The organism is Streptomyces sp. NPDC014733 (assembly GCF_043083385.1).
GTDB lineage: Bacteria > Actinomycetota > Actinomycetes > Streptomycetales > Streptomycetaceae > Streptomyces.
This window is the reverse complement of sequence record NZ_JBIBYO010000004.1, coordinates 506,818-521,841: the sequence shown is the minus strand read 5'-3', so window position 1 is coordinate 521,841 and position 15,024 is coordinate 506,818. Positions and strand designations below refer to the sequence as shown.

General features: G+C 73.8%; 13 protein-coding genes. 4 read left to right on the top strand and 9 right to left on the bottom strand.

What is annotated here, in order from left to right:
• Positions 1-142: 142 nt before the first annotated feature.
• The 3 genes from ACF1BH_RS13450 to ACF1BH_RS13440 all read right to left on the bottom strand — a co-directional run bounded on the left by ACF1BH_RS13450 (position 143) and on the right by ACF1BH_RS13440 (position 3,899).
• Positions 143-1,375, bottom strand: a complete 1,233-nt coding sequence (locus ACF1BH_RS13450) for a metallophosphoesterase (RefSeq protein WP_391642598.1) — start codon at positions 1,373-1,375, stop codon at positions 143-145.
• A 202-nt stretch (positions 1,376-1,577) separates the two neighbouring features.
• Positions 1,578-2,156 carry a GrpB family protein gene (locus ACF1BH_RS13445; RefSeq protein WP_391642597.1) on the bottom strand — a complete coding sequence of 193 codons (579 nt, stop codon included), beginning with the start codon at positions 2,154-2,156 and terminating at the stop codon, positions 1,578-1,580.
• Between the two features lie 96 nt (positions 2,157-2,252).
• Entirely contained in the window at positions 2,253-3,899 is a 1,647-nt protein-coding gene (locus ACF1BH_RS13440; RefSeq protein WP_391642596.1) for an acyl-CoA dehydrogenase family protein, read from the bottom strand.
• A 109-nt stretch (positions 3,900-4,008) separates the two neighbouring features.
• Between ACF1BH_RS13440 and ACF1BH_RS13435 the strand changes: the two genes are divergently transcribed.
• Positions 4,009-4,830 (top strand): PaaX family transcriptional regulator C-terminal domain-containing protein, encoded by an 822-nt coding sequence (locus ACF1BH_RS13435; RefSeq protein ID WP_391642595.1) that lies wholly within the window; start codon positions 4,009-4,011, stop codon positions 4,828-4,830.
• Here ACF1BH_RS13435 and ACF1BH_RS13430 read toward each other — a convergent pair.
• Both ACF1BH_RS13430 and ACF1BH_RS13425 read right to left on the bottom strand, forming a co-directional pair.
• Positions 4,734-6,194 (bottom strand): amino acid permease, encoded by a 1,461-nt coding sequence (locus tag ACF1BH_RS13430; protein WP_391642594.1) that lies wholly within the window; start codon positions 6,192-6,194, stop codon positions 4,734-4,736. The genes ACF1BH_RS13435 and ACF1BH_RS13430 overlap by 97 nt on opposite strands.
• 99 nt (positions 6,195-6,293) lie before the next feature.
• On the bottom strand, positions 6,294-7,493 hold the full coding sequence (locus ACF1BH_RS13425) for a lactonase family protein (RefSeq protein WP_391642593.1): 1,200 nt from the start codon (positions 7,491-7,493) through the stop codon (positions 6,294-6,296).
• Positions 7,494-7,823: 330 nt separating this feature from the next.
• Here ACF1BH_RS13425 and ACF1BH_RS13420 point away from each other — a divergent pair, with 330 nt between their 5' ends.
• A complete protein-coding gene (locus tag ACF1BH_RS13420) occupies positions 7,824-8,909 on the top strand; it encodes a tetratricopeptide repeat protein (RefSeq protein WP_391642592.1) in 1,086 nt (361 codons plus the stop codon).
• Here ACF1BH_RS13420 and ACF1BH_RS13415 read toward each other — a convergent pair.
• Positions 8,803-10,233 (bottom strand): lipase maturation factor family protein, encoded by a 1,431-nt coding sequence (locus ACF1BH_RS13415; protein WP_391642591.1) that lies wholly within the window; start codon positions 10,231-10,233, stop codon positions 8,803-8,805. The genes ACF1BH_RS13420 and ACF1BH_RS13415 overlap by 107 nt on opposite strands.
• A gap of 410 nt (positions 10,234-10,643) precedes the next feature.
• Between ACF1BH_RS13415 and ACF1BH_RS13410 the strand changes: the two genes are divergently transcribed.
• Together ACF1BH_RS13410 and ACF1BH_RS13405 are read left to right on the top strand one after the other, a co-directional pair.
• Positions 10,644-10,814 carry a hypothetical protein gene (locus ACF1BH_RS13410; protein WP_169749983.1) on the top strand — a complete coding sequence of 57 codons (171 nt, stop codon included), beginning with the start codon at positions 10,644-10,646 and terminating at the stop codon, positions 10,812-10,814.
• A gap of 463 nt (positions 10,815-11,277) precedes the next feature.
• Complete coding sequence (locus ACF1BH_RS13405) at positions 11,278-12,435, top strand: glycoside hydrolase family 88 protein (RefSeq protein WP_391642590.1); 1,158 nt, start codon at positions 11,278-11,280, stop codon at positions 12,433-12,435.
• A 93-nt stretch (positions 12,436-12,528) separates the two neighbouring features.
• Here the strand turns inward: ACF1BH_RS13405 and ACF1BH_RS13400 are convergent, their stop codons facing one another.
• The 3 genes from ACF1BH_RS13400 to ACF1BH_RS13390 form a co-directional block, all read right to left on the bottom strand.
• Positions 12,529-13,542, bottom strand: coding sequence for a zinc-dependent alcohol dehydrogenase family protein (locus ACF1BH_RS13400; protein WP_391642589.1), 1,014 nt, complete (start codon positions 13,540-13,542; stop codon positions 12,529-12,531).
• Positions 13,543-13,662: 120 nt separating this feature from the next.
• A complete protein-coding gene (locus tag ACF1BH_RS13395) occupies positions 13,663-14,133 on the bottom strand; it encodes an RpiB/LacA/LacB family sugar-phosphate isomerase (protein WP_391642588.1) in 471 nt (156 codons plus the stop codon).
• Positions 14,134-14,189: 56 nt separating this feature from the next.
• Positions 14,190-14,963 (bottom strand): triose-phosphate isomerase family protein, encoded by a 774-nt coding sequence (locus tag ACF1BH_RS13390; protein WP_391642587.1) that lies wholly within the window; start codon positions 14,961-14,963, stop codon positions 14,190-14,192.
• Positions 14,964-15,024 lie beyond the last annotated feature (61 nt).

The following is a 15,024-nucleotide window of genomic DNA, read 5'->3' as shown; positions in this document are numbered from 1 at the left end:
CGGCCGCGCGCCGTTGACCAGGGCCGATATCCACCGGGACGCGGCCATGCGCTCACCCTAGGCCGGGGTGCGGCCCGCCGCATGTCCCGCTGCCCCGCCCGGGGCGTCGTTGACCGGGACCCGTCAGCCGCCGGGTCCGCCGCTACGCCGGTGCGCCCGCCCGCGCCCCGCCGACCGGCTCCGTGGTGCGGATCCGGTGGGCGCGGGTGGCCCTCCGGGCGGCGACGTCGACGGTGTACGCGTCGAGCGTGAGCGCGGCGCCCGACACCTTCAGCAGCATGAAGCCGTGGTCGGAGAAGTTCTGCCAGGCGGCCGGGTGGTGGAAGTGCGCCGTGCCGTCGCCGGTCTTGCCGGAGGCGCCGCACACCACCTGCCGGGTGCCGCCGGTCCGCGCCGTCGGCTCCAGCAGCTGGGAGGTGTGGTCGTGCCCGGAGAGGATCAGGTCGGCGCGCCCGAGGACGACCTCCTCGTACATCTCCTTGAGGTGGACACCGCTGGTGTAGTTCCCGAGGGTGAAGCCGTCGTACGCGCCGGCGCTGCCGTGCTTGCCGTTGTTGAGGTACGGGTGGTGGCCCAGGACGATCTTCCAGCGGGCCCGCGAGTCGCGCAGCGCGCCGTCCAGCCACTCCCGCTGCCCGCGCATGTACGGGCCGTCCCAGCGGTAGCGCGGGTCGATCTGGGCGACGTACGAGGACCACGGGATGGTGTCGATGGCGAAGAACTCCACCAGCGGCCGGCCGGCCGGGACCGGCACGCGGTAGTAGCGCTCCGGCATGTACCAGCGGCGGGAGGTCGCCGCGTACGCCACCTCGCGGTCGCCGCGGGACGGGTCGCCGCCGCTGCCCGGTATCAGCCCGGAGCAGTCGTGGTTGCCCAGCACCATCAGCCACGGCACGTCGATACCGGCGTTCGGCTTCTCGAACTTGTCCTGGAAATCCGTGTCGTGGTCGGACTCGGGCCCGTTCTCGTAGATGTTGTCGCCGAGTCCGACGGCCAGCTCCACGCCCTCGGCGCGGCAGACGTCCCGCGCCGCGGCGGCCACCGCGTACTGCGCCTCGTCGCCGGTGCCCGCGTCGCCCGTCACCAGGACGGCGAACTCGCCCCTGCGGTTGGGCCGTTCGGGGAAGGGGAACGCGCCGGGCGCGCCGCCGCGGGGCGCGGCGGCGGCCGTGCGGTCCCCGGCGCCGAGCGGCAGCACGCCGAGGGCGGCGCCGGCCACCGCGCCGCCGAGCAGTGTCCGCCGGTTCACCCACGGCACGGTGCGGCCCGTCGTCCGCAGCTCGGGCGCCCCCGCCGCGGGCTGCGCGGTCTCGTCCCGCAGCCACTGGTCCTCGGTCATGTCCGCGCGCGGCGGGATCAGTTCGTCGTCACACATGCCTCGCTTTTTCTCATGGGCGATGAGGCTGATGGTGAAGGTCCGATGAAGGCGAAGTGGACGTGTGTGCGACACCGGATGCCGGATGAGGGAGCTCTCGGTGCACTCGGTGCCATATGGGTCGCGGGGTGCGGTCCGCCGCGGCGCGGCCGGTGACGGCTCCCGCACCGCGCCTGCCCGCACGGCGGGTGGCCGTCCGTGCTCAGCGTGGCTGCCATCCCGTCGCGGCCGCCCAGCGCTCGGCGCCGCGCATCAGCACCTCGGTGGCGGGTTGTTTGATCTGCCCGTAGGCGGCGAGGTCCGCAACCCGCGCGGCCAGCCGCTGTTTGAACGTGCCCCAGGCCTGGCGGGCGTCCGCGTCCGCGCGCAGATGGTCGCGGAAGAGCAGCGCGAAGCGGGCGTTGGGCCCGTCGTGCTCCCGCAGGTGGAGGTTGCACCGGCGGGCGCCGGCGGGCGGGGCGAAGACCAGCTTGCGGCAGCGCCGGCCGGCCGCGACCTCGGTGCGGTTCCACGGCTCGGGGCGGCGCCGGAACCCGGCCGCCGTCAGCCGCGCCGTGGCCCGCGCGGCACACTGCTCGTCGAGCGGCCCCGTCCGCACCTGGATGTCCAGGCAGTCCTTGGCCGCCAGCCCCGGCACGGAGGTGGAGCCCACATGGTCGACCGCGACTGCGAGATCCCCCAGCACCTCCCGCAGCCGGGCGGCGTGCTCGGTGAACTCCCGCGGCCAGCAAGGCCGGTAGTCCACCACGGCGACCGGCGCGATCTCATCGTCGAAGGGCATGACCGGACGCTACCGCCCCGGGCGGCCCGGCCGCCCCTCCCGGTGCGCCCCGCGCCGCCGTGCCCGCCGGGCGCACCTCCGTCCACCGCCCGGGCCTCAGTGCGCGTCACCGGTACGGGTGCGTTCCAGGATCGCCGTCAGATCCGTGCCCGGCGGGAGGGTGCCGAAGGCGTTGCCCCACGCCCCGTCGAGCCGGGAGGCGCAGAACGCGTCGGCGACCGCCGGGGAGCTGTGCCGCACCAGCAGCGCACCCTGGAGCACCAGCGCCATCCGCTCGGCGACGGTCCGGGCCAGCAGCTGCGCACGCTCCGGGTCGGCCAGCTCGCCCAGCAGCTTCCGCAGCCCGGCGGCGGCCGCGTCCAGCCGCCGGTCGGCGCCCGCGGCGGCGTCGACCTCCGCGAAGTACGCCTCCAGCGCCTCCGGTTCACGCTGGAGGGCGCGCAGCACGTCGAGCGCCGCGACATTGCCCGAGCCCTCCCAGATCGACAGCAGCGGCGCCTCCCGGTAGAGCCGCGGCATCCCGGACTCCTCGACGTAGCCGTTGCCGCCCAGGCACTCCAGCGCCTCGCCCACATGCGTGCTGCCGCGTTTGCACACCCAGTACTTGGCGGCCGCCAGCGCCAGCCGCCGCAGCGCCGCCTCCCGGGCGTCGCCGGCCTGCGAGCGGTCCACGGCGGCCGCCAGCCGCATCCCCAGCAGCGTCGCCGCCTCCGACTCGACGGCGAGATCGGCGAGGACGGAGCGCATCAGCGGCTGGTGGTCCAGCGACCGGCCGAACGCCTGCCGGTGCGCGGTGTGGTGCAGCGCCTGCCGCAGCCCGGCCCGCATCGCGGCGGCCGATCCCAGCACGCAGTCCAGCCGGGTCATGTTGACCATCTCCACGATGGTGCGCACCCCGCGCCCCGGCTCGCCCACCGGCCAGGCCACCGCCGCCTCGTACTCGATCTCGGCCGAGGCGTTGGAGCGGTTGCCGAGCTTGTCCTTGAGGCGCATCAGCCGCAGCCCGTTGCGGCTGCCGTCCGGCAGGACGCGCGGCAGCAGAAAACAGCTGAGACCCTCCGCCGTCTGTGCCAGGGTCAGGAAGACATCGCTCATCGGCGCGGAGGTGAACCACTTGTGGCCGGTGATCCGGTAGCTCCCGTCGGCGGCGGCCACCGCGCGGGTGGTGTTGGCGCGGACGTCGGAGCCGCCCTGCTTCTCCGTCATCGACATGCCCGCGATCAGGCCCGACTTGGTCAGCGGCGGCCGCAGCCCGAAGTCGTAGACCCGCGAGGTGAGCAGCGGCTCGTACACCGCCGCCAGCTCGGGCGCCGCCCGCAGGGCCGGGACGGCGGCGTACGTCATCGAGACCGGACAGCCGTGGCCCGGCTCCGCCTGGGACCAGAGGTAGAACTTCGCGGCGCGCACCAGATGGGCGCCGGGCCGGTCGTCGGCCCAGGGCGCGCCGTGCAGCCCCTGCTCCACGGCGACCGTCATCAGCTGATGCCAGGCGGGGTGGAAGGTGACCTCGTCGACGCGGTGGCCGAAGCGGTCGTGGGTGTGCAGCCGGGGCGGCACCTCCTCCGCCCAGCGGGACTGCTCCTGGACGGCCGCCGTGCCCGCCAGCGCGCCGAGTTCGGTCACCTCCCGCTCGCCCCATCCGGCGCCTTCCCGGCGCAGGGTCTCCAGCAGGGCCGGCTCGTCCGCGGCGGTGAAACCGGTCAGCGGCGGCGGCTGATTCACGACTTCATGAGTGACGGTCATACCTCGACGTTACAGTTGTACGACAAGCGTGGAAAGGATGTAATGAATGAACGGCGCGGACGGCTGTGACCGCACCCCCGCAACGGCCCCCACGGGCACCCCGCGGAGTATGGCGGACGATGCGGAGGACCTGGGGGTAAGGCCGCTCACCGCGCGCTCCGTCGTCCTCAGCACCCTCCTGGGCAACCATCCGGCACAGCTGCCGGTCCGCGCCCTCGTCCGTATCGGGGAACTCTTCGGCATCGCCGAGGGCACGGTCCGGGTCGCACTCTCCCGCATGGTTGCCGCCGGCGATCTCACCCACGCCGACGGGGACTACGCCCTCACCGCACGGCTGCTGGCCCGCCAGCGCCGGCAGGACGACAGCCGCACCCCGCGCACCCTGCCGTGGTCCGGCGCCTGGGAGATCGCCCTGGTCACCGGCGAGCGCCGGACCGCCGCCGAACGCACCGCGCTGCGCCGCGCCATGGACGGACTGCGCCTGGCCGAGCTGCGCGAGGGCAGCTGGCTGCGCCCCGCCAACCTCGACCGCCCCCGCCCCTCCGTCGCCGACCAGTGCACCTGGCTCACCGGCACCCCCGACGGCGATCCGGTCGCCCTCGCGGGCAAGCTCTGGGACCTCGACGGCTGGGCCGCCCGCGCCCGTGACCTCGACGCCCGGCTCGGTGCCGCGGACGACCCCGCACACCGCTTCACCGTCGCCGCCGCGGCCCAGCGCCATCTGCTGACCGACCCGCTGCTCCCCGCCGAACTGCTCCCCGACGACTGGCCCGGCTCGACCCTGCGGGAGAGCTACGACGCCTTCGTCGACCATCTGCGCGATCTGCTCCGCCACTACCTCTCGCCGGTCGCCGCCCCCACGACGTCCGGCTCGGGGAGCGGCCCCGCCGGCCCCGGACGCGCCACCGGGGCCCGCCGCCGGAACTCGTAGCCCACCAGCACCACCGCCACCGTCACCAGGCTCAGCCAGAACTGCGAACGGCTGCCGGGGAGCACCGCCATCGCGGCGATCACCGCCGTCATCGCCGCGATGGTCAGCCGGCTCAGCCAGGGGAACAGCCACATCCGCAGCGTCAGCCGCGCCGGGTCCTCGCGCTCCAGCCGTCGCCGCATCCGCACCTGCGCGACGGCGATGGCCAGATAGACGAAGAGCGCGATGGCGCCGTAGGAGTTGATGAGGAACGAGAAGATCACGTCGGGGGAGATCCAGGCGGCGATCACCGACAGATAGCCGACCGACGTCCCGGCCAGCAGCGCCCGGCGCGGCACGCCGCCGCGGCTGACCTTCGTGAAGGCGCGCGGCGCGTCGCCGTTGCCGGTGAGGGCGAAGAGCATCCGTGACGACGTGTAGAGCGCGGAGTTCAGGCAGGACAACACCGCGATCAGCACCAGCGCGTTCATCACCGTCCCGGCGGCGGGCACCGCCAGCCGCTCCAGCACCGCCGCGTACGGACTGACCTCGATCGCCGGGGACGTCCACGGCACGACCGCGACCACCAGGAAGATCGACAGGACGTAGAACGCCACCACCCGCAGCACGATCGAGCGGATCGCGTCGGCCACCGCCCGTTCCGGCTCGACCGACTCCGCCGCCGCGATCGTCACGATCTCCGCACCGGTGAAGAACCCGACGCACGGCACCACCGCCGCCAGCACCGCGCCCACCCCCGCCGGCGCGAATCCGCCGTGCGTCGTCAGCAGCGCCAGCCCGCCCCGGGCGTGCGGCCACAGGCCCAACACGTACAGCGCGCCCAGGAACAGGAAGACGACGATCGCCACGACCTTGATCGACGAGAACCAGTACTCGAACTCGCCGTAGGACCGCGCCGACACCATGTTGGTCGCCGTCAGCAGGCCCATCAGGACCAGGCTGACCGCCCACAACGGCACACCGGGCAACCACAGCTGGACGATCCGGCCACCGGCCACCGCCTCCACGGCGACCACGATCACGAAGAAGTACCAGTACAGCCAGCCGACGGTGAAACCGGCCCGCAGCCCCAGCGTCTCGCGGACATGCGCGTAGAACGAGCCCTGCGCGGGCCGGGCGGCGGTCATCTCCGCCAGCATCCGCATGATCAGCACCGTCAGCACCCCGGCGGCCAGGAACGACAGCACCGCCGCCGGGCCCGTCGCGTGCACCACCACCCCGCTGCCGACGAACAGCCCCGCGCCGATCACCCCGCCGAGCGCGATCAGCCGCATATGACGGCGTTCGAGACCCTGCCGCAGCGCACCGTCCGCCGGTGCCGGGCCGCTCTGAGGGCCGTGCGCCCCCGGTGTCCGCGTACTCATGGGGGGCGACGCTAACTCCCGGACACTGCGGCACTGTTGCGGCAGTGTTTCACTCCCCGCGGGGCACCGGATTCCGTGCCGGTCGCGGGGCCCTCCCGCTCACCGCGGCAGCACGCACACCGCTGCCGCCGCCGCGAACGGCTCCCCGCGCCGCACCAGCGCCCCGGAGTCCGCGTCGACCGCGAAGACCGTCACCGTCCCCGACCGCTGGTTCGCCGCGAACAGCAGCCGCCCGTCCGGTGAGAAGGCGATCTGCCGCGGGAAGTCGCCGCCCACCGGCACCGTGTCCAGCAGCCGCAACCGCGCCCCGCCGTCCTCGACCGCGTACCGCGTCAGGCTGTTGTGGCCGCGGTTGGCCAGGAACGCGAACGCCCCGTCCGCGGTGACCAGCAGCTGCGCCGGATAGCTGGTGCCCTCACCGGTGCCGGTCGGCTGCGGCTCACCCGGCGTCAGCCGCCCGCTGCCCGGGTCGTAGCCGCAGACCACCACCGTGTTGTCGACCTCGTTCGCCAGATACGCGAACCGGCCCGACGGGTGGAACGTCAGATGCCGCGGCCCCGCGCCCGGCCGCAGCGTCGCCCGCGACGCCTCGGCCAGCTTCCCGGCGGAGGTGTCCAGCCGGTAGGTGTAGACGGTGTCGGTGCCCAGATCCACCGCCAGGACGTGACCGCCGTCCGGCGCGGTGAGGATCTGGTGCGCATGCGGCCCGTCCTGCCCGGGGCCGGGGGGCGGCGTGGAGTGGGTGACCAGGTCCGTCCGCTCACCGAGCGAGCCGTCCGCCGGGTCGATCGGGTGCACCGCCACGCTCCCGGACGTGTAGTTGGCGGACAGCAGCCAGCGGCCGCCCGGGTGGACCGACAGATGGCAGGGCCCGGCGCCGCCGGTGGGACGGCTGCCCAGCACCTTCGGCGGGCCCTGCGCCGGCAGCGCCAGCGCGGTCACCGCGCCCTCCTGCTGCTCGTCGACCGCGTAGAGCGTGCCGCCGTCGGGGGCGAGCGCCAGGTACGAGGGGTCGGGGACGCCGCCGACCGTGCCGGTGGAGGTCAGGGTCGCGTCCGCGGTGTACTCCGCGAGGATGATGCCGGCCCCTCCGGACGACGTGTACGTCCCCAGGAACACCGACCGGTCCGCCCGCGGCCGCCGGACCTCCTCCCGCTCCCCGCCCCGGCCCCGGGCCTGCGCCGGAGCGGCCTCGCGGCCGGTCAGCGCCACGCCCCCGGCCGCCACGGCGAGCCCGGCGGCGACGCCCCCGAGGAGACGCCGGCGCCCGATGCCGGGCCCCGTCCCTGCTGCGGTCATGCTCCACCTCGGTCTCCGGCGCTCGTGGCCCGCGAGGCCGCCGGCGACCAGCCACCCGCGGCCGGGCGGGGCCAGCCTGCCCCGGACGGCCGCGGCACGGCAAGGGGACGGCGGCCCCCGGTGCGGCGCCCCGAGCTGACACCTCGTCAGTGTGCGGTGGCCTTTCCGCTGTTGGTCGGGGGTTCCCGCGTACATCGCGGTGATGACGGCAGGGGTACGGCGTAGCACTTCAGAGGTACGCGAGGAAGGGCACTGCGGAGGATTCGGGCTACAGGTCCGACTTCATAGCGTCGTGATCAATACGGATCATGAACGAGAGGGCACCGCACCATGTACGGCAAGGCATTCGCGCCCGAGTACCAGGGCGCGCTGGGCGCGAAGCTCGGCGTCAACTCCTCCTACGAGGAGGTCCTGGCCGCCGCCGTCCGCGCCCACGAGGAGGCCGCGAGCCCGCTGGAACGTGCCCGCGCGGCCCTTGCGGCGGGTGAGGCCAACCGCCGGCTGGGCAGGGTCGAGGCGGCCGGCGCCGCCTGGCGCGACAGCTACCGCAGCGCCCGGGAGGCGGGCGACCGCGGCGCCATGGGCTGGGCGCTGTGGAGCGGCGGCACCCTCGCCCGCCAGTGCGGTGCCCTGCCGCTCGCCCGCCGGCTGCTCACCCACGCCGTCGCCCTCGCCGACGGCGCCGACCGGCTGGCCCACGGCTACGCCCTCGCCGGGCTCGCCGAGACCGGCCGTATCCAGGGTGACTACGAAGCCGTCGCCGACCTCCACGAACAGCTCCTGGCGCAGGCGCGCGCCCACGGCGAGCCCCGCCATGCCGTCTGGGCGCTGTCCGGCATCGCCCAGATGCACCGCAACACCGGCGACCTCACCGAGGCGCTGGCCCTCTTCGAGGAGTGCGTGGACATCGCCGCCGCGGCGGACGACAGCCGCGGCCACGCCTGGTCGCTGCGGGGCGTCGCGGACGTCCGCTCCGCGCTGGGCGAGACCGACCGCGCGCTGGAGCTGCTGTCCGAGGCGGAGGCGATATGCCGCGCCATGGACCTCGCCGCCGCCCTCGCCTACAACCACAAGATGCGCGGCAACGTCCTCTTCCGCGCCGAGCGGTACGCACAGGCGCGTGAGCTGTACGCCCTCGCGCTGGGGGAGTTCACGGACATGGCGGAGCCCCGCGGCCGCGCCCTGGCCGCGCTGGGCCTGGCGCGGTCCCGTGCCCGGCTGGGCCGCGACCACGTCGAGACCCTCGCCGAACTCGACGTGCTGGAGCGGGAGGTCCGCCGTATCGGGCTGCGGGAGGCGCTGCGGACGCTCACCGCCTTCCGGGGCGAGGTGACAGCGCGGTGGGCGGCAGAAACGGACGGACTTCTCGACGGTGCCACCATGCGCCCGACTCCCGTAGCTCGCGCCACGTCGTGAAGCGGTACTCGAAGAGCCGGGCCCGCACCCGCAGCGGCGGGGCGTCCGGGAACGGGTTGCCGCGCAGCAGCCGCAGCGTGTCCCGGTCGCCCGTGAGCAGCCGCTCCACGAAGCCGCCGAACCAGCCGGCGGCGTAGCCCGGCGACAGCGCGGCGAACCACATCAGCCAGTCGAGCCGCAGGTGGTAGGGGGCGAACTGGCGCGGCAGCCGCCCCACCTCACCCGGCTTCCCGTGGAAGGCGTACTCCTTCCACACCGTCTCCGGCCCGTCCATCGCCGACGCCGTCCCCTCCACCACCACCTCCCGCCGCACCCGCGTGACACTGCCGAAGGCGCCGTACGAGTTGACCAGGTGCAGCGGTTCGTACGAGGTGTTCATCCGCTGCTCACGGGCGAGGAGGTTGCGGGCCGGGCGGTAGCTGAGGGCCAGGACCCCGGCGGTCGCCGCGCAGACCAGGACGGTGAACCACAGCGGGGCGCCCGCCGGGAACGGCGGCGGGGTGACCCAGGGCCGGGCCCCGGCGGCGACGGAGAGGGCGAGCGCGAGGGTGAGCCAGTTCAGCCAGGCGAAGTTGCCGGAGAAGACCAGCCACAGCTGGGTGACGGCCATCGCCGCCGCCGCCCATCCGGCCACCGGCTGCGGGGTGAACAGCAGCACCGGCAGCCCCAGCTGCGCGACATGGTTGGCGGCGGTCTCGACCTTGTGCAGCGGGCCCGGCAGATGGTGGAAGAACCAGCTCAGCGGCCCCGGCATCGGCTGGGTCTCGTGGTGGTAGTAGAGGCAGGTCAGATCGCGCCAGCAGCGGTCCCCGCGCATCTTGATCAGCCCGGCGCCGAACTCCACCCGGAACAGCAGCCAGCGCAGCAGCCACATCACGACGACCGGCGGCGCGATGTCGCCGTTGCCGAGGAAGACCGCCAGCATCCCCGTCTCCAGCAGCAGCGACTCCCAGCCGAAGCCGTACCAGGTCTGGCCGACGTTCACGATCGACAGGTACATCACCCACAGCGCCGCCCACATCGCCATGGCCGCGCCCGGCGGCACCGCGTCGGCGGCGCCCGCGGCCACCGCGGCGGCCAGCAGCGCCCCGCACCACGACCAGGCGGCGAAGAATCGGTCCGAGTAGTGCAGGTGGAAGACGGACGGTGCGGCGCGGAACGGCACGCGCGCCACGAAGTGCGGCACGGGCAGCATCCCCTGCGCGCCGATCAGCGCCCGGAACTGCCGCGCCGCGGCGAGGAACGCGGTCAGATAGACGAGGGCCAGCAGCCGCTGGAAGACCAGGCGGCCGAGCCAGTAACCGGAGTCGGTGAACCAGTCCACCCGCCCAGGGGTAGCACCGCACGGTGCCGCCCCGCGGGCAGACGCTCCGGGCGCCACCCGACGCGCCGGTACGTCCGGGCGGCGGTGCCCGGCCGCAGAGGCGGCGGTCATCCGAATGGCGGGCACCGCAGGGCGGCCACGGCGCCCGCGGGCCGCCCCGTCCGGGCCGGTGACCGGGGCCGACGCGGTGCGGATCACCGTCATTCCGCGGAGAGCGGGGCAAAGCTGACGGGAAAAGTCGCGCGGGAGGGGGGAGGTGTCGTTAGGGTGGGGGACGACGGACGACCCTTCTGGGAGACGCCAACACCATTTGGCCCGTCGCGGGAACGCCACAAACCCTGGCCGATCTCCCGGTTTGTGAACGAGGCGCCACCGCGTCGGAACCAATACCTCTGATGAAGGAGTGCGTGGTGGCATTCGACAAGACGCAGTACAAGGAGCCCCGCCCGAAGCAGGGTGAACGTCCCGGCCGGATCAAGGAAGTCCGTAACCTTGAGGTCTGGGGACGCGGCGCTCCGGTCCGGCTCGCCGGCTGTGACGAGGAGCCCGTCGAGCCGCACATCTTCCGCGGCATCGACTGACCCCGGAGCACCTTCCCTCCCCGGTTCTCCCCGGGCGCGAAGGCACTCCCGGCACCGCAACCGCCCGTTCCCGCCAGGGAGCGGCACGACGGGGAGCGGCAGCGATCGGCTGCCGCTCCCCGTCGTCGTGTGCCGGAAGGCGACGCCCGTATACGGCGCGCAGCGCCTCCGTACCGATCACCGTTGCCCGGAAGGGCCGTTGCCGGGGCGATACCGCGCCGACCGGCCCTCGCCCCGTGCGGCGCCGGGCCCCCTTCCGAACCGTGGGCTCCACTGTCACCATGGCACCGCTTCCCATGAACGAACAGCGTTCCCGTACGTGAACGGGATGGGCTGCGCCGGGCCCCACCGCACGCTCCGCCGGTACCGCCCACGGCCCCGCGTCGCCCCCTCCGGGCAGTTCCCGGCCCCGGCCCGTCCCGTGGTGCTCGTGTCCGATCGTCGTACCCGGAAGGGGTGTGTCATGGAACGTCGGCACTTTCTCACCACCGGCACCGTCCTGGCCGTAGGGGGTGGACTCTCCCCGTTCACGGGGGGCGGTGACCGCGCCGCGGCGGCCGAGCGGGCGGCCGCGGGAGGCGGACTGCCCGCGCGGGCGGAGATCATCGCCGTGCTGCGGCGCGTCGCCGACCACTGGATCGGGGCGCACACCGACCCCGGCGACAACAAATGGGCCCGCGCCACCTTCTTCAGCGGACTGCTCGCCCTGCACCGGCTGACCGGCGAGCCCCGCTACGCCGCATACGCCCGCGGCTGGGCCGAGAAGCACGACTACGGACTCAACGACGGCTCCACCACCCGCCACGCCGACAACCAGTGCGCGGGCCAGGCATATCTGGACCTGTACGCACTGGACCCCGCACCGGACGAGGCGAAGATCGCGGCGCTGGACGAGTCGGTGCGCGCGATGGTCGACTCCGTGGCGGAGAAGCACTCCGACTGGACGTGGGACGACGCGCTGCACATGGCCATGCCGCCGTTCGCCCGCCTCGGCGCGGTCCGCGGCGACGACGCCTACGCGGCGGCGATGCACACCTTCTACACCCACACCCGCAACGCCGAAGGAGGCCCGGGCCTCTACGACGCCACCAGCGGCTTCTGGTACCGCGACAAGCGCTTCCTCCCCGGAGGGATCGTTTCTCCGGACGGCAGACCGGTGCTGTGGTCGCGCGGCAACGGCTGGGTCGCCGGCGCCCACACCAAGGTGCTCACCGCGCTCCCCGCCGACCACCGGCACGCGCCCGCCTACCGCACCGCCCTCCTCACCGAGCTGCGCGCACTGCGCCGCATCCAGCGCCCCGACGGCTTCTGGAACGTCAACCTCGGCGACCCCGGCCACCTGCCGGGCCCCGAGACCAGCGGCACCGTCTTCTTCCTCTACGCGACGGCCTACGCCCTGCGCACCGGACTCGTCCCGGCCCGGCTCTTCCGGCCGGTGGCCGCCCGCGCCTGGCACGCCCTGGCCACCCACGCCGTGCACCCGGACGGCTTCCTCGGCTACGTCCAGCCGGAGGGCGACCGGCCGGAGTCGGGCCAGCCGGTCGGCCGCGACACCACCGCCGACTTCGGCGTCGGCGGCCTCCTGCTGGCAGGGACGGAACTGGCGGCGCTGGTGGGATAGCGCCCGCCCCGCCCTCTCGCCGCGCCGGCCCGACCCGCCTCGCCCGGTCCCGCACCTGGGCAGGACCGGGCGAGGAAGGTGAGAGCCGCCGGGTCAGTCGGCCGATCCGTCGGGGACGATCTGGAGCTTGCGGCCGGTGCCCTTCTTGAAGGTCTCCAGCGCCTCGGCGTACCGGTCGAGCCCGAAGCGGTGGGTGATCATCGTCTCGGCGTCGATGACGCCCCTGCCCAGCAGCTCCACGGCGCGGCCGTAGCTGTGCAGGATCGCCATGCTGCCGACGATGCGGATCTCGTCGTTGTAGATGCGGAACGGTGAGAACTGCGCCTTCTCCTGGTCGGGGGCGCAGCCGAACTGCTGGAAGGTGCCGCCGCGGATGGGCCGGGTCAGCCCGTCCTCGATGGCGCGGATGTTGCCGGTGCAGTCGGTGACGACCTGCCAGCCGCGCGGGTGGTCGTCGGTGAGCGCGTCGGCGGTGGTGGCGACGGCGTCGGCGCCGAGCCGGCGGGCGACCGCGAGCCGGTCCTCGTTGAGGTCGACGACGGACACCGAGGCGGCGCCGGCCCGCCGGGCGACCTGGAGGTAGAGCAGGCCCATGGTGCCCGCACCGTAGATCAGGAAGTTGTCGCCGAGCTGCGGGGAGACGATGTCGAAGCCGCGGACGATCGTCGACAGCGGTTCGATGAGCGGGGCGTGCTCCAGGCGGACGGTCTCCGGCAGCCGGTAGAGGTTACCGACAGGGACCTTGACGTATTCGGCGCAGGCGCCGTCGACGGTGATGCCGATGGTGCCCCACTGCTCACAGAGGTTGCCGCGGCCGATGGCGCAGAAGTGGCAGGTGCCGCAGTAGATGGCCGGGTCGGCGGCGACGGCGTCGCCCTCCGCGTAGCCGGTGACGCCCGCGCCCACCGCGACGATCTCGCCGGAGAACTCGTGGCCGGGGATCACCGGGTAGCGGGTGGGCCCGAACTCACCCGCGAGCATGTGCACATCGGTGCCGCACAGTCCGGCGGCGGTCACCTTGACGACGACCTCGCCGGGGCCCGGGGTGGGGTCCGCGACGGTGGTCACGGTCAGCTTGTTCGGCTCCTCGATGACAACTGCGCGCATGTCGTTACCGCCTTTCGGAAGAGGGTGCGGGAGAGGGTACGGGGCTCCTGGGAGGGCATCGGGGCGGGGGCGCGGGCGAGGGCTCCGCGGCCCCGTCGTCAGGGCTTCCGGCCCCGTGGGTCAGGCGGTGAGGAGGTTGCGGGACTCGACCTGCCGGATCTTCTCGACCTTGGGCGCCGAGCCGCCGCCCGCGAACTCCGAGGCCAGCCAGTGCTCCAGGCAGACCAGCGCGGCCTCGACACCCATCGTGCGGTTGCCGAAGCAGGCGATCTGCGCGTCGTTGGACTTACGCGCCCGCTCGGCGCTGTAGCTGTCGGGGATCTGTGCCGCGCGGATACCGGGGACCTTGTTGGCGGCGATGGCCATCCCGATGCCGGTGCCGCAGATCAGCACGGCACGCTCGTGGTCGCCGCGGGCCACGCTCTGTGCGACGCGCTCGGCGACGTCCGGGTAGTCCTCGGAGGGCGCGGCGCTCAGATCGGTGACGGGGTAGCCCCGTTCGGTGAGGTAGGCGATCATCGCGTCCCGCATGACGATGCCGGCGTCGTCGGCGCCGATGGCGATGCGGACGGGGTCCTGGGCGGTGGTCACAGGGGTCTCCTGACGGGCGGGGCCGGGCGGCCGGGTGGATGGGGAAGGCGGCTCGGTCAGCCGCCGGCGATCTCCTCGACGACCTTGCGCAGGCCCTCGGTGTCGTGGGCGAGACGCCCCAGGAACAGTCCGTCGACGGCGCCGGCCAGTTCGGTGTACGTACCGGGGCCCGCGGTGCCGCCGTAGATCAGCCGCCCGCGGACGTCGTGGTCGCGCAGCGCGCCGCGGATCGCGTCGGCGACCGCCCGCACATGGCGCGCGGGGGCCGGTTCGCGGGCGCCGATCGCCCAGACCGGTTCGTACGCGACGACGATCTCGCTGCCGGGGGCGGCGCCGGACAGTGCGGCGCGGACCTGGGTGAGCGTCTCCTCGACGGCGTCCGCCAGGCCGTCGGCGCGGCGTTCACCGGCGCAGATGACGGGGATCAGTCCGGCGTGGGTGACGGCCCGGGTCTTGGCGGCCACCGTCTCGTCGGTCTCACCGAAGTGGCGCCGGCGCTCGGCGTGGCCGATCTCGACGTAGCGGGCGCCGGTCTCGGCGAGCATGCCCGCGGAGACCTCACCCGTCCAGGCGCCGCTCTCGGCCCAGTGGACGTCCTGGGCGCCGTAGCGGATGCCGGTTCCGGCCAGCAGGTCGCGGGCGTCGGCGAGTGCGGGGAAGGCGGGGAGGACGAAGAGGTCGACGGGGCGGGGGAGCGCGGTGAGGGCGTCGCGGAGCGCGGCCACCTCCGCGAGCCAGGCCCGGGTCCGCGCCAGGCCGAAGTAGAGCTTCAGCGAGACGCCGACCACCGGGCGCGGGCGCACGGAAGACGTCGAGTTCTCAAGGATCACGTCGTTCATGATGCTTCAAACAGAATCACATGTGAAGTTCTCAGATCAAGACGTGAATTTC